We start from the raw sequence: 21514 nt of genomic DNA, 5'->3' as shown, positions 1-21514 counted from the left end.
TAATGACATTCACATCGTTTACATAGGATACGCAAAAACGGTTATTACTGAATGGCAGGCATAACAACCTCTTAAAATTGATCGGATGCTTATGTTTACTACCAAGTTAGAGATAGAATAACAACATTTTAACGAAAATATACGCAAAGTTTTTAAACATGACAAGGATGGTCGTTAGTTATTCCTTTAAGCTGAAAAAGTGAAAACTTAAAGTTAGAGTCTAGCCGTATACGTTTTCAAAGAGATAGAAGGCACATTGAGCGTGCATCATCTCCTTCCAAATGTATTTCTATTCAGAAGTATTTTCATCAAAGTTGTAAATCAAAGCCGATCCGCACCAGATAACTGCGCGATATAGGCAAACCGAGCAAATCCTTAAGCGTCCGATCAGATTATAGTGAGATTAAGGAAAGAGGACTATATGAGAGAGGTATTAATGATAGTGGAATCATTATAGGTCATCCATACATATATAGAAGAGCAAATGAAGGAATGGAAGGTTTCGTTTTGGGGGTGGCCGTTGCGATTGTCAAAATATCAGGAGATTGTCACGATGGAGGGCTATTGGGTACCGAAATCTCGCTCAAAGTCTTAAGCCTAAACGGGCGCTTTTCTGGAATTGTGAAGGTTTATTAAATTGAATAATGGAAGAATACGATGTACAATCTCTATTTTAGAGCATGGATTACATCACATTAAAAGAATAAGCAAAAAATGGGGTCAATTTCCCCGAATGACCAATTATTACTACGGCTAACGGTCGCATACCCTGTGCAGTTAAATGGCATCCGTTTGGCTCATTCCGAAAGATGCAGAAAAGCCGAGGGACGGTAGAACAAAGCGAGGAAAGGAACAGAAACATGATTAGTGTTTTGATTATAGACGATGACAAAGAGCTGTGCGCTCTTATAAAAAAATGTGTAGAGCAGGAAAATCTATTGGCTTTGATTGCTCCAGGTGGTGTAACAGGGCTGCGGTTGGTTGATGAACATCGGGATAGCCTTTCGCTGATCATACTTGATGTTATGATGTCCGACTTGGACGGTTTTCAAGTGCTTCAAAAAATTAGAGAAACCAGCAATGTCCCTGTTCTGATGCTCACCGCCAAAAGTGACGAAGAAGATAAAGTTTCCGGGCTGCGGCTTGGTGCTGATGATTACTTGACAAAACCATTCAGTATTAACGAACTGATGGCCCGTGTCAATTCCCTTATTCGCCGCTATACTACCTTAAACCCTACGACGGGAATAGACACCGAGTGCATGATGCTGAAAGAAATGGTCCTTGACAAAACAAACCGTCTTGTTACTGTGAAGGACACTATGATTGAGCTTACTGGAAAGGAATTTGATCTGCTTTTCTTCCTGGCATCGAATAAAGGGCGTGTGTTCACCAAAAAACAGATTTACACTCAGGTCTGGGAAGAAGATTACGCCTTTGACGACAGCAATATCATGTCTTTTATTAGTAAATTACGAAAAAAGATTGAGCCAGACCCAGAGCATCCGTTTTATATCCAAACTGTGCGTGGCGTAGGGTATCGCTTCAACAAGGAGGCATGAGTATGAGTATAAACGGTTATCTGATTTTGGGACTTGTCCTTGCACTGTTGATTACCCTGTATCTTGTTTTGAAGTTGCATCATTTCCGGGAACAGCTTTCTTTTATCAAAGACGCTTTGGATGATTTAAAAAGCGGCAATCTCAACCGCCGTGTTCTGGCACGTGAAAACGATATAACCAGACAAATTTGTTATGACATCAACGAAGTTGCAATCAGTGGCCAATCCCGGCTTATTCAGCAAAAACAAGCAGAGCAGGCATATAAGCGCCTAATGACAAGCCTTTCCCATGACGTAAAGACTCCCTTGGCCTCACTTGTCGGCTATCTGGAAGCAATCGAAAACGGGTTAGTAACCGGACAGGAAAAAGACGAATATATTCATGTAGCTTCTGAAAAAGCACATCGCCTAAAAGATTTCGTCACAGCTTTATTTGAATGGGTAAAGCTGGATGCGGGGGAACAGATTTTTCACTTTGAGCAATATGACCTCAACGAATTATCCCGCAACATTATCGCAGAGTGGGTTCCCATTTTAGAAAGTGCTGGATTAGATTATGACATTGAGATACCCGAAACAGAATATTCCCTTCGGATTGACCCAAACGCATATACCCGTATCCTTAATAACCTGTTACAAAATATTATGACTCACAGCGAGGCGAATCATGTAGTGCTGTGCATTACCGAGGATACACAGCAGGCAAAAATCATGGTAACAGACAACGGCAAAGGGATTTCACCCGAAGATATTCCTCATGTCTTTGAGCGAATGTATCGGGGCGATCACTCTAGGTCTGCCAAAGGAAACGGGCTTGGGCTTTCTATTGCCAAAGAACTTGTCAGCGCCCACAAAGGAATGATTACAGCGGCCAGCACCCCTGGCTTAGGGACTACATTCACGGTTTTATTACCGAAAGCCCTGTGACCCCACAGGGCTTTCTTGCTGTCAAAACAAGATTAAAACAAGGTCCCGGCAAGGTTTTGGCAAGGTTAATGCTTTATACTTCTCATTGTGATTGTTTCTTCATTCTACTTGGTTATCACAGTACGAAAGCAAAATAAATGAGCGTGAGGAGATTTTAGATGAATGATTTTGTAATTGAAACGAAACAACTTACAAAAATTTACGGGGATCAGACAGTAATTAGCTCAGTCAATCTCCATGTAAAAAAAGGCCGAATTTACGGTCTGTTAGGGCGAAACGGAGCCGGAAAAACCACGATCATGAAAATGATTTTAGGGTTAACTCCGATCACGTCTGGCGAGGTAGATGTATTCGGAAAGAATATCAAAGGCCGGGAAAAACGAGTATATCCTCGTATCGGTGCTATTATCGAAACACCGGGATTTTATCCAAATTTGACGGGAACGGAAAACTTGGAGATTTTTGCGAAGCTGCGTGGCACAGCAGCCCCACATGCAGTGGAAAACGCATTGAAAGTGGTAGGTTTACCTTATAAAGATAAAAAGCTGGTTAGTAAGTATTCCCTTGGGATGAAACAGCGTCTTGGTATTGCGAACGCTATTTTGCATGATCCAGAACTGCTTATTTTGGACGAACCTACAAACGGTCTTGATCCGATCGGCATTACAGAAGTAAGAGATTTTATAAAGAATTTGAGCGTCGCGCACGGAAAGACAATCCTTATTTCCAGTCATATTCTTTCAGAAATCTCATTATTGGCTGATGATATTGGAGTCATCGATCATGGCGTTCTTTTGGAAGAAAGCAGCATGAGCGAACTGGAAAAGAAAAACAGGAAGTACATCCAGCTTCAGGTTTCGGATGTCCCCAGAGCCTCTTTAATTTTGGAGCGGCAGTTTGGTGTAAAGGACTATGAGATACAGGGTGAGCATTCGCTGCGGCTCTATGACACTACTCTGGATATGGCAGCAATCAACAAGGCTCTCGTGATGCAGGATGTCGCCGTTATTAGTTCTCAACTTTGTCATGATACCTTAGAGGACTATTTCAAAAAAATTACAGGAGGAGAAGGGATTGCTTAGACTTATTCAAACAGAATTCCTTAAACTGCGTCGAAGGAAACTTGTCTGGCTAATGTTGTTGGCTGCCCTCATTATGCCGTTTTTCGCACTATTATACTTCAAGTATTTTGGGGAAACAGGTGTTGATCCAATACAGTTTTATAAATGGTCTGCACTCGGTTATACGCTTTGGATTATCTTGCCATTTATTTTAGGAATGCTTTGCACCGTACTTATGTACGACGAAAATCAGTATGATATGCTCAAACAACTTTGGATTGTGCCTATCAGCAAAATGGGATACTTTTTCAGTAAATTTTTTGTAGTTTTGATTTACTCCATTTGTTTCATGCTAATTACAGCCCTTGCTTCTGTTCTGTTCAGCGTACTTCCCGGATATGTCGAATTTGAATGGGGAAGCGTTTTTTATTTGCTGAAAAAATGTATAGAGATTGGTTTTATTACTGCTTTTGCCATGTTACCGATTTTGGCAATAGCTTCATCTCAAAAAGGATATATTCTTCCGGTTTGTATAGCATTGGTTTATACCTTTTTCGGCTTTTTTATAATTTCGGTAAATATGTATCTGCACCCGTTATCCAGTATGGCAGTTATAGTCTTACGAAATAGAGATATTCCGGGCATTGTATTTACACAGGCAATTAACATTCCCTTAGCAGTTCTATGCATTTGCTGTTGGGGTATTGTTGCAGTATTACTTGCAAACATCGCATTGGGTAGGAGGAAGTGAGGTGTAAATCATGCAAAAATTACTTTGGGCGGAACTTCAAAAGCTTCGCCGTTCAAAGATTATTTGGATTACAGTTTTTGCAACAGTTCTGGTAGCAGTCATTGTTTTTGTAGCAGGTGGAGTTGTGTATGATGGCAAGCGAGATATAGACAGTGCAGGTTGGTATATGACTGTTATTCAACCATGGGCAACATTGTTTGTCCTTCCTGCGGTCATTTCCCTTTTGGGCAGTTATATGATTTGTCGTGAAGAACAGGAGGACACTATAAAATCTCTGCGGCTTATTCCCATAAATGAAGCAAAATTAACCGCTTCAAAAATGATTATTACTTTCGCATTCAGCATACTCATTTACTTGCTGCTCTTTGCTATAGCATTTTCAACGGAAGCTATTTTACATTTTTCGGATTTATCGACGGGAATGATTTTAGGTTTTCTGAAAACATATTTGTTGAACGGTTTAGGTGTATTCCTTGCGATCTCGCCCATTATTGCTTTGGTATCGCATTTGAAAAAGAGCTATTGGCTTGCATTAGTATTAACCGAAATGTATTCTTTTGCCGGAATATTTATGAGCATGTCTAATGCCCTAAAAACCTTCTATCCTATTACAGCGGTATTTGGTCTTTCCGGCTACTATGAAACTACAACTGAAAACCGGATGGGAAGTATTGTAACCTTGTTGCTATGTGGCTGTCTTTCTGCCTTTATACTAAAAGGGCTAATATATAGTGGAAGAAAATGAAATATTGAAGGGTTGACCCTAAGGTAGTACGAATACTATGTGCAGTGTTTTGTGTGGCATACGGAAGTGGAATACTAGTATATATTAAATTGAAGATTCGGTCCACTTCATGGGGCGAGAAGCAGATCGAGGATTCACTGCTTTTCGCTCTTTTGATGTTTTAACACGGGGTTTAGAGCAAAGAAGAAGAACTTCGGACCTTCAAAAAGTTGCCCTCGCTTGTTCGTCATGCAACAAACTTACGGAATGATGCAACTAAACGCAGATGGATGGGATAAGTTCGTTTTCCCTTGTAATATGGGTTTTGAGAGGAGGAACAAGAAGTGAAAGTCACGTTTGAAGCCGATTCGGCCATGGAACGCAATGCAGCCAGAATCACTACGCATCCGGATGAACAGATTCGTTGGAAAAAGGGCGAGGAAGCCGTCCGGCATGCAGAACAATCCATTGTAGTCATCAATGCCAGTATGTAGAAGAGGAATTGGACGTGATCAAGGAACTTAGACAATCGCTTTTTCAGGTATTTACGTTGAGCTTGTTGTGGGTGGCGCTGTTATTGACTCTGTTTTATCAAGGAGAAACGGTCCGTGTGTCGTTGTTATGGAATGCGGTCGGCATTGCCGGTATTGCTGCGGTAGTGTTCGGCGTGATGTATAACGGCTTTGGAATCATTTGACGTTGAAACCGTTCTGGAACATCGCCATCTCCTCTACGCTGAACCTCATTGGAAGCATGGCTGCAGTATGGTTGTTCTCGAAGGAGATGTTTGAACTCATCGCGCCGTGGTTCCCGGGAATGTGGCTCTTTTCCATCGTGCTGCACGTCATCGGCTTTTATTTTTATGCTGGAATATGGAGACAAAATTGGTATGTGGCGATTGTCGTGTACACTGTTTTGTCTTATTTTGCGTGCAAAAAAAAGGAGGCCCGTACGATAGGTAGTCACTTTAAAACATTAAAAAGACGGTACAGAAATTGGAAGAAGAAACGAACAACGTTGATTACACTTCTTCTTTCTTTAAAATAAGACAATACAAAATTATAGTACGAAGAATACCTATAGACATTAAGCTACCCTGAAAATTATTCTGGTGTACCGACAGGGACATGGATGGCTAACGGGAAACGTTAGTTGAACAACAGCAAGGGCCAGTCTAAGACTTTAAGATCTAAAACTGGCCGTTGCTTATTATATGGAATCAGTCTAAACTTGTTTCTTCAACTTGAGGCAATGACTTCACCTTGAGATATGTGTTGGCACATTTGCATTCTGAGCGGCAGCTTTCAAGTTAATGGGGTAGCTGCCCGCAGGAAACGTCAGCGACTGATGAAATGAACCTTGAACGCCATGTTGACTTCGAAAAAATGCAGCCTGAACCCCGGCGGGTACTGGAGTAGAAGTTACGCTGCTGCCACCGCGCAACATCCCTGCCTAATCATTAAAGCTCCATCCAGCAACGATCCCGCTCAACGTGCCTGACGGATCGGTTAACCACAGGGGACTCAAAGCTCAAATTGGCGATATATGGGGTCTTAGGGGGTCTGTGGCAACGTAATTCGTACATCATCAATAAAAGCCGTATTGTCACCTTGAGTCGTTGTGGCTACAAACTTGATCGTATGTTTTCCGCCAGCCGTCTCGAAGGGCTCTGTGCGGAAGGTCTGGAAGTTGCCGGATTCAGGCTGATACGAACCGATGATTTGATCATCGAAATAGATGTCAAAGGACTGGGTGCCTCCAAAGCTGGTGCGTTTGGCCGCCTTGAACGACATTTGGTACGTTCCCGGCTTGAAATGGATCGACTGGCTTATCGCGCCGGAGACGCCGCCATCCGTTTTCAGATAACCTGTCTGCACACCTTGGGGCGCGGCAGTGGCCTGGAATGCACCGTTGTTATGCTGCACGCCGGAGCGGCTGTCGAACACCCATCCGTTGGTCATAGGTCCCGGTCTGGCCGAAGTGGTAGCCGGTTTTTCAAAACCGGCGTTGAAGAACGTGACCACCGGTAGCTCATCCGGAATTTCGGGGTTAACAAAACATCGCTTGTCTACGCCCGGAATCGGATCGCCGAGAATGGCGCTTGTACAAGCAACGCCGTTTTCCTGAATGGAATAATTAAATAATCCGTCTGCACCGTAAGCGACAACCGCTTTACCCTGAAAATAACACTCTCCACCGTTTTCGACCATGCACAGCTTATACCCGTCCGGTGCGCTGCTGATCTGTCCGATCTGATACAGGGAGGACACCGTGCCTGAGGGTTGCATACCATCTTTGAACGCTTTGGCCTTATAGAGTGCAAGTGAACCTTCGTTCAGCACAATCGGTCTGACATACAGGGAGGACTGGGCCGTAGGTTCGCTGCCGTCTGTCGTATACCGAATTTGCGCTCCGCTCGTCGCCGTCTCCAGATAGAGCACTTCGGAGCTAGGGAATATGTGCCGATCCAGGCTGAATGTTGGAACTTCGACTTTATCCGCCTGTGACGCAGGAAGGACGCGTACGAGGGCGACGCCATACGCCGATGGATCGGCCGTGCTGGTCGCGCGAACCGCAATCATCGTTTCATCCGTCACCTGTGGTGCCTGATATACGCCGCTGCTACGGTTAATGGTGCCGTTGTTTTGTCCAACGACGCTCCAAGTCACACTTCCGGTATTGTCGATTACTTCTGCCCCAAGCGTGATGGAATCGCCTGAGCGGACAGTAGGATTTATTTCATCCAGCTTGACTTGGGTCTCGGCAGGCCGGGTCGTGTAGATGATCACATTGTAATTTCCATCGACGTCGCGGTCTGTCAGCGAAGTTCCTCCTGGAAAGGTTGCTGCAACCGGAGGAAGAACCGCATTGGCTTCTTGAACAATATCGTTGTTGTATTCAAATTTACGGAACGTCTGGTTGACCGCAGTACTGCCAAAATCGAGCGTGATCTCTTTTTCCGTGCCGGCTTTGGCCTCTACGAGCACGGTATAATTGCCGTCGTCGCCTCTGAACGCCGCGGCGCGTACGTCGGTCGAACCGCCCGTATCCACAGCCAGAACCTCGCTGTGCTCAGGAATATAACGATTCAGCATGCCTGCGATATAAAATGTTTTGCGAGGAGTCAGCCCCAGTACCAGCGCATCCCACATCGTATATGTTCCGTTCGTTCCGCCGGTAGGATCATTGGTCCAAACCCCGTTTAACTGCCACATGAGAGCTGATTTCACGCCCATATTGGCGGTTTGAATGACCGAGTTTGCATAACCCGCATCCCAATTGCTCGCCTGATCATCTGCCCAGCCGAATTCGGTCAGATGAAGCGGCTTGTCGCCGACATACTGTTTCCGCAACACAAAGGCATTCCCCAGTCCTTCGTACGATTCCCCATATACATGGAAGCTGTATCCATCGATGGCATCATCCGCATGTTGTTTCATGTACTCAATCCAAGCCGGAGCGCCAGTCTCTTCGGGACCCCAGATTTCGATCAGATCGCGTAGACCGTCCGCAGTCAGCCTGGCACTCGTTTTATTAACCATTTCGGCATAATAGGCTTTCTGGTCACCGGGAGCCTCAAAGTCCCAACTGCCGTTCGGTTCGTTATAAAACGTCAAATATTTCACGTTGTCGTAACCGCGGTTCAGTATCAACTCCTCCAGCAGGGCAGAGGCGGAAGCCGCATAAGCATCCAGGTCAGCAGGCGCACTTGTCCATGGATCTATCCCCGGAATGGTAAACCAGTCATGCACCGTTGATCCCACTTTCCAGCCAAAGTTCAGCTCGATTTCGGTTCCGGCAGCCTTGAAGGCGTCCAGGTATTTGTAGAAAGCTTTCATTTTGGCGCTGTCCCACGTATAGTTTCCTTTCACAGGCTCCATCCAGTCGATCTGAAACCACACTCTGGCCACCTTGGGCTGAATGGTCTGAATTCGCTTGTTGTCTACCTCCCAGTGGGCTTCCGTATACCCGTATTGCGTTTGCCCGGGCATCAGGGCCGTGGGAATGGTGTTGACGCCAACGCCGAGAAAATCATCCTGAATCACATCATTCGTATCAATCGTAATCGTGTGGCTGGTACTGTTAAGGTTCTGGTTCTGGCTCTGGCTCTGATTCTGATTCTGATTCGCGTAAATTAGGGAAGGAGCAGGAGCAAACGAAGCGAGCACGGTGGATATAAGGAGCGGAATTCCCCATCGTGAAGCTAAACGACCGGATCTACTTTTCATCTCAGCTCTCCTTTTTCATGGTTTACCGCAAGGGTCAATCCATGAGGTGGTTTCATGTCAGTCGACTTGCGGCACTTAAAATGATAGCGTTTACAATAAAAGTCAGATTTGAATTATCCATTGAAACGGTTGAAAAAATAGCGACTGTGGTTGAACAAAACGAAGCCGGGTTGAACGATTCTGCTCGGTAAAGGCCCTTTACGAAAACAAATGTGCATTTTATGCTTTTCATTAGAGAGTGATTCGTCAGAAACATGAATGATCGCCATAGCAACGCCCATGGAACTGTAAAACAGGGAGGGTCCAATAACATGTCCACCAATCCACAATCTGCCATCACTGCGCTTCGGGTTTCCGACAACGGTCGCTATCTGGAAACGTCGGAAGGAGTCCCTTTTTTTTGGCTCGGTGACACGGCTTGGGAACTTCTGCATCGTTTGAACCGGAAAGAGAGCGAACTGTACCTCCGTACAAGGGCCGAACAGCGTTTCACAGTCATTCAAACGGTGCTGCTGGCCGAGTTCAGCGGTACCACAACGGGCAATGCTCAAGGCAGACTACCTTTTCATATGGACGAGAATGGTCAACCTGATCCAGCCCATCCGGATACCGATGGACCTTACTCCTATTGGGATCATGTGGACGCCATGCTGAAACTTGCAGGCAGCCTTGGGCTGTATGTTGCACTGCTCCCGACTTGGGGTGACAAGTTCAACAAGAAGTGGGGGAAAGGGCCGGAAATATTTACACCGGAAACGGCCTTTAATTACGGAAAATGGCTGGGTGAGCGATACGCTGAATATCCTCAGATTATCTGGGTACTGGGGGGAGACCGTCCACTGGAGACGAAGCGCCATTTCGACATCGTCACGTCCATGGCACAGGGGCTGAAACAAGGTGGTGCCCGGCAGCTTATGGCTTTCCATCCACCGGGATGCGATTCATCTTCCCGCCAACTTCATGATGAGTCATGGCTTGATTTTAATATGATTCAATCCGGACACGGAGAGCGGGAGATTACCAATGATAGACGTGTGCAGCAAGATTATGAGCGCAAGCCGGTGAAACCCACGCTTGATGCTGAGCCATGTTACGAGGATATTCCTGTCGGGTTCCGGGGTGAACAGGGCTATTTCGATGCGGCGGATGTGAGGAAAGCTGCATATTACGCTTTATTTGCCGGCGCGCTGGGTCATACGTATGGGCACCATTCGATATGGTCAATGTACCAAGGTCCGCATGATCTCATTGAATCGAACAGCCAAGGCGATTATTTCATTATGCCATGGCTTGAAGCACTGCATCGTCCGGGAGCAAAGCAGATGCGCCATGCGCGTGCATTGCTCGAAGGGGAGCTGGGCCCGGATTGGAGACCCAATTCGAATCTGATTCATCAGAACCGTGCAGGCGCGAATCATGCCGTTGCTGCGCAGAATAAATATAACGCTTACATTTATCTGCCCAATGGCTTGTACGTTGACGTCGTCATGGGGTATATTGAGGGCAAGCAAGCGAATGCCATGTGGTTTTGCCCCAGAACAGGAGATACGACCAAGGTTTCTTCAGATTCAGATTCAGATTCAGATTCTACAATACCGAATCAAGGCATTCAACGTTTTGCAGCCCCAACCAGCGGAAGAGGGAATGACTGGATTTTGATTTTGAAGGGGGTCTAATGCATGTATAAGGTGATGATCGTCGAGGATGAAATGCTCGTTCGCATCGGACTGAAAAATTCCGTCGAATGGAGCAAATTCGGGTTGGAGGTCACTGCCGATTTCCCGGATGGCCTGGCCGCATGGGATTATTATGAACGCGAGAAACCCGACGTGGTCATTACCGATATCAGTATGCCAAGAATGGATGGCATGGAGCTGATCTCCAACATCCGCAAGCAAGACAAACATACACGCGTCGTTGTGCTGTCATGTCTCGAAGAGTTTGAGCTGGCCCGCAAAGCACTGACGCTGGACGTGTCCAGCTATATTCTGAAGCTGACCATGACCGAAGAAGAGATTGAGCAGGTGCTGACAGGAGTCAGGGAAGAGCTGGATCAGCAGCATACCCCGCCTCAACCGCAAGGCAGGACAGGGACGGCGTCTCCGGATATGGAGCTTGTGAAGGAAAAGATGTTTAAAGATTTTATGTTCTATCGCATTTTCTCAACGGAGGAATTCGCCAGGTTCGTCTCGGAGAGCGGTCTGCGCCTTTCGCCCGTTCGTCTTGTCGTGTGCGTAATGGAAGTGGACCGTTATGCCTCGCTCAAGGAACGTTTTCGGGATGAACACGGCCATTTGGTCAAGATGTCGCTGTTAAACATTTTAAGCGAGATCATGTCCGGTTATAAACGGGGAGAGGCGGTTCAGATCAACGACCGGAATTACGCGCTTGTATTGCATTTTGCCGATATGTTGTCCGAACAAGCCATCGTGCAGGAGCTTCGTCAGTTGCTCGAACATGTTCAGGATACGATTCGTCATTATTTCAACAGTACCGTATCGTTCGGGATCAGCAGCATCAATGGAGGTTATGATTCGCTGCCGAGACAATATGCCGAAGCACAGCGCGCATTGCAGCGTAAATTCATCACCGGCCCGGGACAACATCATCAAGGAATAGGGCGTGCGGACCATTCGGGCGTGCTTGGGCGACTTGAACGGCTTCGAGGCCACACACCTATTCGGGAATTGCTTCCGTCACTTAAACAGAAAGAATACGACGAATTCCTGGATGAGATTGAACGCGGCATGAACGAAGAGCGAAAATCAATGGAGATCACCATTTACCAGCTTGTGCAATGGATTAATACGCATGTATACGATCATAACAATGAGAAAACGCTGCTGCTCAGCATGAACGAAAAGTTGGAAACCTGTGACACGATGCCGGATATGCTTGACCAGGTCCTTATCTATATTGACACCTTGGTTGAATTGATTCGCAAACGCTTACAAATGAGTGACGAGATTACCCGCGCCATTGAGTACATCAAGCGTCATTATACCGAAAACATCAGTCTCCAGATGGTTGCAGACCATGTAGGTCTAAGCATGGGGTATCTCAGCAACCTGTTCCGGAGAGAGCTGCAGATCACTTATATTGATTATGTGAACCGTTATCGGATTGAACGTGCCAAGGACCTGCTTGCCCAAAACCAACTGCGCTCTTCCGATGTGCCGGCTCTGGTCGGCTTTTCGCCCGAGTATACGTATTTTAGCAAGGTATTCAAAAAGATCACAGGTCTTAATCCGAACGAATACCGCCGCCAAACGACGCTCAAAGACAGAGGGTGCCATGAATGAGGACATCCGTCAAATCCCTGTTTGTCTCCAGACAGCTCCGAACACAGCTTATTTTGTATATTATGGTCATCAGCCTCGCCGTACTGGCGGGGGCTTCTTATTTTATTTATTCCTTTATGCAGAACATGATCAAAATCCAGAACGAACGGTTGCTCTACCAGCAATTCCAACAGCTTGACCATAACATAGGCGGCCTGGTGAAAGAGATCGATCGCTTATCCATGCTTTTTCTGCGGGATGATCACATTCAGCAGTTTTTGTACAAAATTTCGGAGAAAACGGAAGAGGAATTTCTCGAATCGAAAAACGACGTGCAGCGGGTGATCGCCGATTTCATCGACAACTACAACTATATTGACTCGATTTATATTACGGCGAACAATCTCGGGGCAGTAGGAGGAAGTCAGAAGCGGACGCTCGTTTACGATCGGGAAGCATGGCAGGAGAGCTTTTTTACTTCTGAGCCCTTCCGTCAAACGCTTGAACAGTATCCTCATCTGGTTATCCATTCCGGGATCAAGAAATCGTTCTACAATCCGTATCTGACCGGAGAAAACGATGGTTACCTGATCAGCCTGATGCGGGGCACGCGTGCCATCTATGATCCAACAACAAGCGCCACGCTGATTTTTAATATCGATGAACGGTATCTGTCATCCATCTATGCGACGGCGCTGAACAGTGAAGAAGGCGATATGTATATCGCCAGCGCTGACGGAACAATCATTTCGGCCAGTGAGGCGGATCGGGTAGGTACGCAGAGCCACTTCAAACCGGGTGCGGAACTGACGGACGGAGCTTACGGAAGCCTGGATGACGAAAAGGCCGGACGCAGCATGCAGGTTGTATATTACAAACTCCATGATGGCGGTTGGTACCTGCTGAAAGAAATTCCGCTCAGTCAGTACGCAGACCAGATTCTAGGCGTTCAACGAATGCTTGTACTGGTGTTCACGATCAGTGTGCTCGCGATATTCATAGCCTCCTACTTCTGGCTTCGCAAAATCATCAAACCGCTCAACCAATTGTCCGGCAAAATGAAAGACATGAGCCGCGGTGAACTCGGGGTTACCGTCGATCATGTTCCGAATAATGAGCTGGGCACGGTCATCCGCCGCTTTAATGAGATGTCGCTCAGCATGGTAGAACTGGTGAACAAAAACAATGAGATTCAGGAGAAAAAGAGGGAGCTGGAACTGGAGGCACTACAGTATCAGATTAATCCGCATTTCCTGTACAACACCCTGAACATGATCCGCTGGATGGCTGTCATTGTGAAGGCGGACAACATCGTAAATACGATTGTAGCACTGGGCAATATTTTGCGCCCCGTATTCTCCAGCAAAGACTCGATGTGTTCCCTGCGGGACGAACTGTCGTATCTGGACAATTATCTGAAGATCATTAACATGCGATTCAACAATAATATTACGTTTACGATGGATGTGGATGAAGAGTGGATGGATTGTCAGGTGCCGCGTTTTATTCTGCAGCCGCTGCTGGAAAATTCCATTGCTTCCGGCAGACAGAGCGAAGATTTTGCCATCCAGATCGGAATTACTGCCTCGGGCGACCATGACCGTCTGATGCTGAGCGTCACCGATTCCGGCGTCGGAATGGATGCAGAGAGCCTCTTCATGTTAAACGAAAAGCTGGCCAAGGGGGAATCGCCCAAATCCAACGTTGGCGGGAGCGGAATCGGACTGAATAACGTCAATAAACGGATTCGTTTGTATTATGGACCGGACTTCGGCATTCACTTCGTTCCGGCCGATCAGGGTGCTGAGGTCATCGTTACCTTGCCTGTACATCGATTATAGAAGAGGAGCTGCGGCTTCGAATGATCCATGCTCTCGTGAGCTTCGCCGGAAGGCAGCACATGAGGGCGTTTTTTTCATATTGGAGCCCTGTTTATTCGTTCAAGCGGAGCCTCAAAATTGTTCAAGTCGGCTCGCAGGGCAGCTTTGTTTTTTTCAAGCAGATCAGGGGATCTTTCATTCAAGGGTAATAAAGAAAGCGTTATCATATGAATAAGCCAAAACGAAAGCACACGCACAAAGGAGAAATTCATATGCAACGTACCAAGACCCTGAACGGCGCCGCAACCCAAAGGACCGGCAAGCTGAATCGCAAGGATGGCATGCAGCTCCTGCTTCTGGCCACGCCATTCATACTGTTTACGCTGGCCTTCAGCTATGTCCCTTTATTCGGATGGATCTACGCATTCTTTGATTACAAACCAGGCATACCGCTTCAACAAACCCCTTTTCTGGGGCTGGAAAATTTCCGCAACATGTTCGATGATCCACGGATGGGGCCCGTGCTGGCGAACACGCTGGCACTGAGCTTGTTGTCCATTGCCACCGCCCCGGTACCGATGCTGCTTGCCATACTGATCTCGGAAGTTCGCTCCGACTGGTTCAAACGGCTGGTGCAGACCGTCTCTACACTGCCAAATTATATCAGCTGGATCATCGTATTTTCCCTCGCATTCAGCATGTTCAGTACGGAGGGAGCCGTCAATTCCATCATGATGAAAACGGGGATCGGCAGTCCACCCGTGGATATCCTCGGTAACTATGACCGGGTATGGACGGTGCAAACGTTGCTGCTGCTGTGGAAGTCCGCAGGATGGAGCGCCATCATCTATCTGGCTGCCATCGTTGGCATAGACAGCGAACAGTACGATGCAGCCAAGGTGGATGGCGCCGGGCGCATGCGTACGATCTGGCACATTACGCTGCCAAGCATCATGCCGACCTTCATTGTGCTTCTGCTGCTCTCCGTCAGCAACCTGCTGTCCGCAGGGTTTGAGCAATATCTCGTGTTCAGCAACGTTATGATTGCAGACCGGATCGAAGTGCTTGACCTCTACGTATACCGGCTCGGACTTGTGACGGGCGACTACTCGTACTCGACGGCTGTGGGCATTTTCAAAACCGTAATCAGTGTTCTGCTGCTCTTCAGCGTCAACATTCTATCCAAGAAAGTTCGCGGTCAAGGCATCGTCTGACCCCAGGGAAAGGAGCAAAACAAATATGCGCACACAACCCACAGGACAGACGCTTCGTCCCGTCCGCCATACCGACTGGAAAGACCTTACGTTCACCCTGTTTAATTACATCGTGCTGTCCCTGCTTGTCATCATCACCATTTATCCGTTCTATTATATTTTCATCTATTCGATCAGCGATCCCATCGAGGTTCAGAAAGGCGTATATTTCTGGCCAGCCGGCTTCTCCCTTGAAGCATACCAAGCGACGGTACAATTGCCGGGCATCATGGACGCTGCCATTGTAAGTGTCTCCCGGACCGTGCTCGGAACGTTGATTACGGTGTTCAGCTGTTCCTTCTTTGCCTATCTCATTACTAAAGAAGAGATGCCGTTCCGCAAAATCATTTACCGTTTTGTACTGATTACCATGTACTTCAATGCAGGCTTTATCCCATGGTATCTGACCATGAAAACCTATGGATTGCAGAACAATTTCCTGCTGTACATCATTCCAAGCGCGATGTCGGGCTTTAACATCATTTTGATCAAAACGTTCATCGAACAGCTGCCCGCATCCCTGGAGGAATCGGCCAAAATCGATGGGGCCGGCTACTTCCGGATCTATCGCAGCATCATTTTCCCGCTGTCAATGCCGATCATCGCCACCATTGCCGTATTCTCCGCCGTAGGTCAGTGGAATACCTGGTTCGACAACTTTTTCCTGGTGGAAAATCCGAAGCTGCAAACGTTGCAACTGGTGCTCTACAACTTCCTGAACCAGTCCAGCAACCTGTCCAATATGACGACAGAGGAGTTGACCCGCGGAGATGTTGTCCGGACGCTCACACCGCAGTCCATTCGCATGACCATTACGATGCTTGTCACGCTGCCGATTGTACTGGTGTATCCGATGCTGCAGCGGTATTTTGTCAAAGGCATCATGATGGGAGCCGTCAAGGGTTAAGGCTGAAAAATGGTGCAACCAAACCGGATTATCCGGCAATCGCCGATAATTATAGAAGAAGAAACAGGAGGGTTATGACATGAGAACTAAAAAGTCGTTCCGCCAAGTCATCGCACTGCTCATGATGACGTCTTTGCTGCTGGCAGCTTGTACGGGCAGCGGCTCGGGAACAGGCCAGACCAGCACGGGCGAAACCGGTTCGTCAGACACGGGCTCGGACAAAGACCTCGTGACGCTGCGAGTGCTCATCATGGAAACCGGATCCAAGTGGAATACGCAGCAGAACAATGAAGTGGCCGAAGCCATTGCCGAGAAGATCGGTGTCAAAATTGAATACGTTGAAGCAGACGAAAACAAATTCAATGTATTGCTCGCTGGCGGCGATCTGCCCGACCTGGTGCGCACGGACGTGAACAAATATCAAAAACAACTGATTGAAGGGGATCTGATCGTTCCGCTCGACGATCTGCTCGCTACATCCGGCAAAGACATTACGGCGAACATCGGTACTGTGGTCGAATACAGCAAAAAGAACTGGAGCAACGGTACCGGCAACCTGTATTTCCTGCCTCCCCAAGTGCAATCCAAACCGGGCACTTCAATTGCGCCAATCACTATAGGCCCGACGATTCGTTGGGACTGGTACAAGGAGATTGGCACACCGGAAATGGCCACAATGGATGACTTGCTGGACGTTGTCGAAAAAATTGTGGAGAAGCACCCGCAGACCGAAGACGGCAAAAAGGTGTACGGCGTGTCCATGTGGCAAGATTGGGGATTATGGCCTTATACGATTCCGCCAATCATCTTTACCGAGAATGTAGGGGCTACAAGCGACCTGACTGCATCCAAAGTTGGCGGGAGCGACTTCATCAGCAACTTGACCGACGAGTCCTCCAACTTCTGGACTGCACTGGACTTCTATAACAAGGCTCAACGCAGAGGATTGCTCGATCCGGATTCCCTGACAATGAAGAACAATGACTACATGGCAAAGGCAACTGCAGGACAGATCGTTGTTGGTCCCGCCACCTGGGCGATGGGGGATTTCAATGCACAGCATGCCAATGATGGCAAAGGATATCTGGTTGTGCCTGCCGGCAAACTGGCCTGGACGGGTGCAGTCAATCCGCTCGGATGGCAGGATAAAGCCTACAGCATATCCAAAACATCAAAACATCCTGAAAAAGCGATGGAATTCCTCAATTATATTTACTCTTATGAGGGTGCACGCACCATGTATAACGGCGTAGAAGGCAAGCACTGGAAGATGGTGGACGGCAAACCGACACTCACGGACGAAACACTCGCATTGAAAGCAGCAGGCGGAGTTCCCTACGAAGCAACCGGACTTTCGCTGGATCGCAACATCATCGGTCTTGGCGGCAACATGATCAATCCCGATGACAAGATGCCGGTCGACCTCTTTACCTCGGAGGAGGCGCTGTCCAAAGCGGCCACCCCGCTTGAGAAAGATTTTGCAGAACACTATGGTGCTTCTTACTCGGGAGAGGTATTCAAAAAGTTGATCGATGAAGGCAAACTAAATACGTTCACCACCTGGATGAATGGCATGACGGACGAGGAGATCGTGCAGCGCAACACCGTTCCGGGCGTAACCTTGGACGACAAGCTGAAGAAACAGGAAGCCGAACTTAAAGAGCTGGCTGCGCGCGAAGCGGCCAAAGTTATTCTTTCCAAGGATGAACAGGCATTCGAAGCAAATAAACAGGCTGCGCTTGCGGCATTCAAAAAAGCAGGAGCAGATGAGTTTACGGCCTGGTATAACGCCGAAGTGCAGCGGCTTCGTCAAGCTCACGGGCTGTAATACGACTTCGCTCGCAACGGCAAGTGTCATGAAGAGGGGCTAAAGCTGTGAAGTTTTAGCCCCTTATTATTGAAACGTACAGTGAAACGGGAGTTGATGCAGCAATGGATCACATTTTATCGACTGGCGGGAGGGATCTGCCGACGGAACGGAAAGGAAGCGCTGTTCAGACGGAAGCATTCACGTGGCGCGCCTCATGGATCTGGGGAGAAGGCGAGGACTGGCCGCGCAACGAATGGCGTTGTTTTCGCCGGGAATTCGAATTGCATCATTGGGAGTATGGAAGCGCCGAGGTAACCATCACAGCAGATGCCAGATATGTGTTATATGTCAACGGTGTACTGTGCGGAAGAGGACCCAATCGCTCTTGGCCTTCTGAACTTAACTATCACGTGCATGAAGTGGGCCATCTGCTGCATTCCGGTCGTAATACACTGGCTGTACTTGTCATCAGCTATGGTGCAGCTACGTTCGCGTATCTGCCGGGAAGGGGCGGGCTTCTCGCTCAACTGGAGTCGGTTCGCTATGAGGCTGATGGGAGTTACCTGAGAAAAGAACTTATCGTGGGTACGGATGCATCCTGGCAGACGGCTCTGCATGACGGATATGAACGAAGGTCAGCGCGCATGTCCTGTCAGCTTGGTTTTGCCGAACAGGTGGATGCGCGCCGCTGGAATGATCGTTGGCAAGGAGTCGAAACCTTGCCGATCGCAGAGCACGGCGTTTGGACTCCTGCCCGCATCATCGGCACGCCTGGCGATGCGCCATGGGAATGCCTGGTTGCAAGTGACATTCCTGAACTGACGGAGCAAGAAGTATGGCCTGTTCGCGTGGAATCATTGAAAGAAGCATCTCTTGTGCCCTGGACGTATGTGCTCGATGTACGTGAAGCGATGGAGCCGACAAGTAGGATGCACGCCAATCCGGTATCCTTTGCCGGTTATGTCGCAGCGGTCATTCGCGCAAGTAGCGAAGCCGAAGCCGTTGTCGGATTTTTCAGCGCGTTCCATGCTCTTTGCGGCATCACGCTTAACGGCTCATATTATCCTGCATCAGCTATGGAGGGAGAACGGCCGCGCCGTCTTCAGCGGGTAACGTTGCATCAGGGAGACAATCTGCTGCTGATCGAGCTGGCAGGGCAGGATCATGGCGGCGGTCTGCACTTCGGAATCGACTGCAATGTTCCGTTTACGGTTGTATCGCCATTCGATGATGCGCAAACGGGCAAAACACCGTTTGTCCTGATGGGTCCGTTTGCCACCCTCGTGCATATCGACCACCAGCCGGATCGCGATCCAATCCGAGCATATCAGGGCTTTGGCGGCAATCAGCCTCTGGACGAGAAGGCATTTCCGGATGCCGATGTATATCTGCGATGCCGCAGTTTGGCTTCCGTCCCTGAACTTGCTCCATTCCGCGGCTGGATGAAACCATTCCCCGAGAGGCTAAGCTCGGATGCTTCAATCTTTGCGTCCAGCATCTGGAAGATGCAGGAGCAAACGCGTCCTGTTCCTGCGGCCTTGCAGCAGGTATGCGCCGCAAATCGGCAGCCTGCAATCGTTCCGGCAAGCTCTGCCGGAAGGAGCACGGAGCTGATTCTGGACTTTGGCCGCGAATGGTCAGGCTATCTGCGATTCGAGGTCGATGCGGCGGCCGGCACCGTCATCGACGCGTATGGCTTCGAGTATATGGACGGCGACTGGCGACAGGATACCTTTGGCGTGGATAATACGCTTCGCTATGTATGCCGCGAAGGCAGACAACGCTACGAATCGCCGATTCGGCGCGGACTTCGTTATCTCATGCTTACCATACACGGGAATACGAGACCCGTGCGACTGTTCGGCATTACCCTTGTGCAAAGCAACTATCCGGTGGCAGAGATCGGCCGATTTCATAGTTCGGACGCGATCCTGAATGACATTTGGGAGATCAGCAAGCATACCACCCGGCTGTGCATGGAGGATACATTTGTGGATTGTCCCACGTATGAACAGGTGTTTTGGGTTGGCGACAGCCGCAATGAAGCGCTCGTGAACTACTATGTATTCGGTGCAACGGATATCGTAAAACATTGTCTGCAGCTTGTTCCGGGATCAAGCCGGCAAACGCCGCTCTATGTGGATCAGGTGCCCAGCGGCTGGAGCAGCGTGATTCCGAATTGGACGTTTTTCTGGGTCACCGCTTGCCTTGAATATGCCCGTCATACGGGAAGCAGGAACTTTGCCGCGAAAATCTGGCCCAAGGTAAAGTTCACGCTCGATCACTATATCTCACATATCGATGCCAGAGGACTATTGATCATTGAAGCCTGGAATCTGCTGGACTGGGCACCATTGGAGCAGCCGAACGACGGGACGGTCACCCATCAAAATGCGATATTTGCGCGCACGCTGGCAGACGCGGCCCAATTGGCCGAATTGGCAGGGTGCGCAGAAGACAGCCCATACTACTGTTCCGCATCGGAAAGAGTGGCCCGCGCCATAAATCGTTATCTATGGAGTGATGATCGGCAGGCTTATATGGACTGCATCCATGCCAATGGCTCTCTTTCCAGCACCTATAGTATGCAGACGCAGGTGATGGCGCTGGTTACCGGGATTGCAGCAAATGAGCGAAAGGAGAAGCTCAACGCGTATTTAACATCGCCGCCTGAAGATTTTGTAACCATAGGGAGTCCGTTCATGACGTTCTTCTATTATGAGGCGCTAGTGATGAACGGCAAGACGGATCATATGCTCCGGGACATGAGAGAGAAGTTTGGGGAAATGGTGAAACATGAGGCGACCACTTGCTGGGAGATGTATCCGGGATTTGCCGAGAATCGGCCCAATCCGAAATATCTGACACGCAGTCATTGCCACGCCTGGTCGGCAGCACCAGGGTACTTTTTGGGAATATCGGTGCTCGGGGTTCGCCCGATTGCAGACGGTTGGACACGAGTTCGGGTTGCTCCCCAGCCTGGCCATCTCCAATGGGCAAAAGGAGCTGTGCCTCTTCCTGGCGACGGAAGGATCGACGTGAAATGGGAGATTCGGGAAGAGGAAGGCAGCGAGTCCACGTTTCATTTGGAGGTATGTGCTCCGAAAGAAATTGCAATTGTAATGGAAGCACCTGAAGGATACCGACCAGTGCTTGTACACAGGAATTTATGATGCACATTTAAAGCGAA

At 48.4% G+C, this 21514-nt stretch carries 15 protein-coding genes; 14 read left to right on the top strand and 1 reads right to left on the bottom strand.

What is annotated here, in order from left to right; translation table 11 throughout:
• Positions 1–860 precede the first annotated feature (860 nt).
• From SNR34_RS16685 to SNR34_RS16655, 7 genes are all read left to right on the top strand, one after another.
• A complete protein-coding gene (locus SNR34_RS16685) occupies positions 861–1562 on the top strand; it encodes a response regulator transcription factor (protein WP_343260392.1) in 702 nt (233 codons plus the stop codon).
• Between the two features lie 2 nt (positions 1563–1564).
• Positions 1565–2488 (top strand): sensor histidine kinase, encoded by a 924-nt coding sequence (locus SNR34_RS16680; protein ID WP_343260393.1) that lies wholly within the window; start codon positions 1565–1567, stop codon positions 2486–2488.
• Between the two features lie 158 nt (positions 2489–2646).
• On the top strand, positions 2647–3570 hold the full coding sequence (locus tag SNR34_RS16675) for an ABC transporter ATP-binding protein (RefSeq protein WP_343260394.1): 924 nt from the start codon (positions 2647–2649) through the stop codon (positions 3568–3570).
• A complete protein-coding gene (locus SNR34_RS16670; RefSeq protein ID WP_343260395.1) occupies positions 3563–4300 on the top strand; it encodes an ABC transporter permease in 738 nt (245 codons plus the stop codon). Before SNR34_RS16675 ends, SNR34_RS16670 begins: the two co-directional genes overlap by 8 nt.
• 10 nt (positions 4301–4310) lie before the next feature.
• Positions 4311–5045 carry an ABC transporter permease gene (locus SNR34_RS16665; protein ID WP_343260396.1) on the top strand — a complete coding sequence of 245 codons (735 nt, stop codon included), beginning with the start codon at positions 4311–4313 and terminating at the stop codon, positions 5043–5045.
• Between the two features lie 323 nt (positions 5046–5368).
• Positions 5369–5518, top strand: coding sequence for a hypothetical protein (locus tag SNR34_RS16660; RefSeq protein WP_343260397.1), 150 nt, complete (start codon positions 5369–5371; stop codon positions 5516–5518).
• A gap of 14 nt (positions 5519–5532) precedes the next feature.
• Complete coding sequence (locus SNR34_RS16655; RefSeq protein ID WP_486179660.1) at positions 5533–5721, top strand: hypothetical protein; 189 nt, start codon at positions 5533–5535, stop codon at positions 5719–5721.
• Between the two features lie 856 nt (positions 5722–6577).
• On the opposite strand, the gene SNR34_RS16650 is transcribed toward SNR34_RS16655, so the two are convergent.
• A complete protein-coding gene (locus SNR34_RS16650) occupies positions 6578–9253 on the bottom strand; it encodes a chitobiase/beta-hexosaminidase C-terminal domain-containing protein (protein WP_486179659.1) in 2676 nt (891 codons plus the stop codon).
• Positions 9254–9564: 311 nt separating this feature from the next.
• On the opposite strand from SNR34_RS16650, the gene SNR34_RS16645 reads away from it, so the two are divergent.
• The 7 genes from SNR34_RS16645 to SNR34_RS16615 all read left to right on the top strand — a co-directional run bounded on the left by SNR34_RS16645 (position 9565) and on the right by SNR34_RS16615 (position 21497).
• Positions 9565–10929: a glycoside hydrolase family 140 protein gene (locus SNR34_RS16645; protein ID WP_486179658.1), complete on the top strand. Its 1365-nt coding sequence runs from the start codon at positions 9565–9567 to the stop codon at positions 10927–10929.
• Positions 10930–10932: 3 nt separating this feature from the next.
• The gene (locus SNR34_RS16640) at positions 10933–12555 is read left to right on the top strand and encodes a response regulator (protein WP_486179657.1); all 1623 of its coding nucleotides are present in this window, start codon (positions 10933–10935) and stop codon (positions 12553–12555) included.
• Entirely contained in the window at positions 12552–14375 is a 1824-nt protein-coding gene (locus tag SNR34_RS16635) for a cache domain-containing sensor histidine kinase (protein ID WP_486179656.1), read from the top strand. The genes SNR34_RS16640 and SNR34_RS16635 overlap by 4 nt, the downstream gene beginning before the upstream one ends.
• Positions 14376–14626: 251 nt before the next feature.
• The gene (locus SNR34_RS16630) at positions 14627–15568 is read left to right on the top strand and encodes an ABC transporter permease (RefSeq protein ID WP_486179655.1); all 942 of its coding nucleotides are present in this window, start codon (positions 14627–14629) and stop codon (positions 15566–15568) included.
• A gap of 25 nt (positions 15569–15593) precedes the next feature.
• Positions 15594–16514, top strand: a complete 921-nt coding sequence (locus tag SNR34_RS16625) for a carbohydrate ABC transporter permease (RefSeq protein WP_486179654.1) — start codon at positions 15594–15596, stop codon at positions 16512–16514.
• 79 nt (positions 16515–16593) lie between these two features.
• Complete coding sequence (locus tag SNR34_RS16620; protein ID WP_486179653.1) at positions 16594–18342, top strand: extracellular solute-binding protein; 1749 nt, start codon at positions 16594–16596, stop codon at positions 18340–18342.
• 104 nt (positions 18343–18446) lie between these two features.
• Positions 18447–21497, top strand: coding sequence for a family 78 glycoside hydrolase catalytic domain (locus SNR34_RS16615; protein WP_486179652.1), 3051 nt, complete (start codon positions 18447–18449; stop codon positions 21495–21497).
• Positions 21498–21514 lie beyond the last annotated feature (17 nt).

Source organism: Paenibacillus sp. XP01 (assembly GCF_057364885.1).
Note: the sequence above shows the minus strand (reverse complement) of the source record. Positions and strands in the feature narration are given on the sequence as shown.

What these genes read in the sequence shown, in the direction of transcription:
- SNR34_RS16685 (WP_343260392.1), top strand. Translation starts at nt 861, where the DNA reads ATGATTAGTGTTTTGATTATAGACGATGACAAAGAGCTGTGCGCTCTT.
- SNR34_RS16680 (WP_343260393.1), top strand. Translation starts at nt 1,565, where the DNA reads ATGAGTATAAACGGTTATCTGATTTTGGGACTTGTCCTTGCACTGTTG.
- SNR34_RS16675 (WP_343260394.1), top strand. Translation starts at nt 2,647, where the DNA reads ATGAATGATTTTGTAATTGAAACGAAACAACTTACAAAAATTTACGGG.
- SNR34_RS16665 (WP_343260396.1), top strand. Translation starts at nt 4,311, where the DNA reads ATGCAAAAATTACTTTGGGCGGAACTTCAAAAGCTTCGCCGTTCAAAG.
- SNR34_RS16650 (WP_486179659.1), bottom strand. Translation starts at nt 9,253, where the DNA reads ATGAAAAGTAGATCCGGTCGTTTAGCTTCACGATGGGGAATTCCGCTC.
- SNR34_RS16645 (WP_486179658.1), top strand. Translation starts at nt 9,565, where the DNA reads ATGTCCACCAATCCACAATCTGCCATCACTGCGCTTCGGGTTTCCGAC.
- SNR34_RS16640 (WP_486179657.1), top strand. Translation starts at nt 10,933, where the DNA reads ATGTATAAGGTGATGATCGTCGAGGATGAAATGCTCGTTCGCATCGGA.
- SNR34_RS16635 (WP_486179656.1), top strand. Translation starts at nt 12,552, where the DNA reads ATGAGGACATCCGTCAAATCCCTGTTTGTCTCCAGACAGCTCCGAACA.
- SNR34_RS16630 (WP_486179655.1), top strand. Translation starts at nt 14,627, where the DNA reads ATGCAACGTACCAAGACCCTGAACGGCGCCGCAACCCAAAGGACCGGC.
- SNR34_RS16625 (WP_486179654.1), top strand. Translation starts at nt 15,594, where the DNA reads ATGCGCACACAACCCACAGGACAGACGCTTCGTCCCGTCCGCCATACC.
- SNR34_RS16620 (WP_486179653.1), top strand. Translation starts at nt 16,594, where the DNA reads ATGAGAACTAAAAAGTCGTTCCGCCAAGTCATCGCACTGCTCATGATG.
- SNR34_RS16615 (WP_486179652.1), top strand. Translation starts at nt 18,447, where the DNA reads ATGGATCACATTTTATCGACTGGCGGGAGGGATCTGCCGACGGAACGG.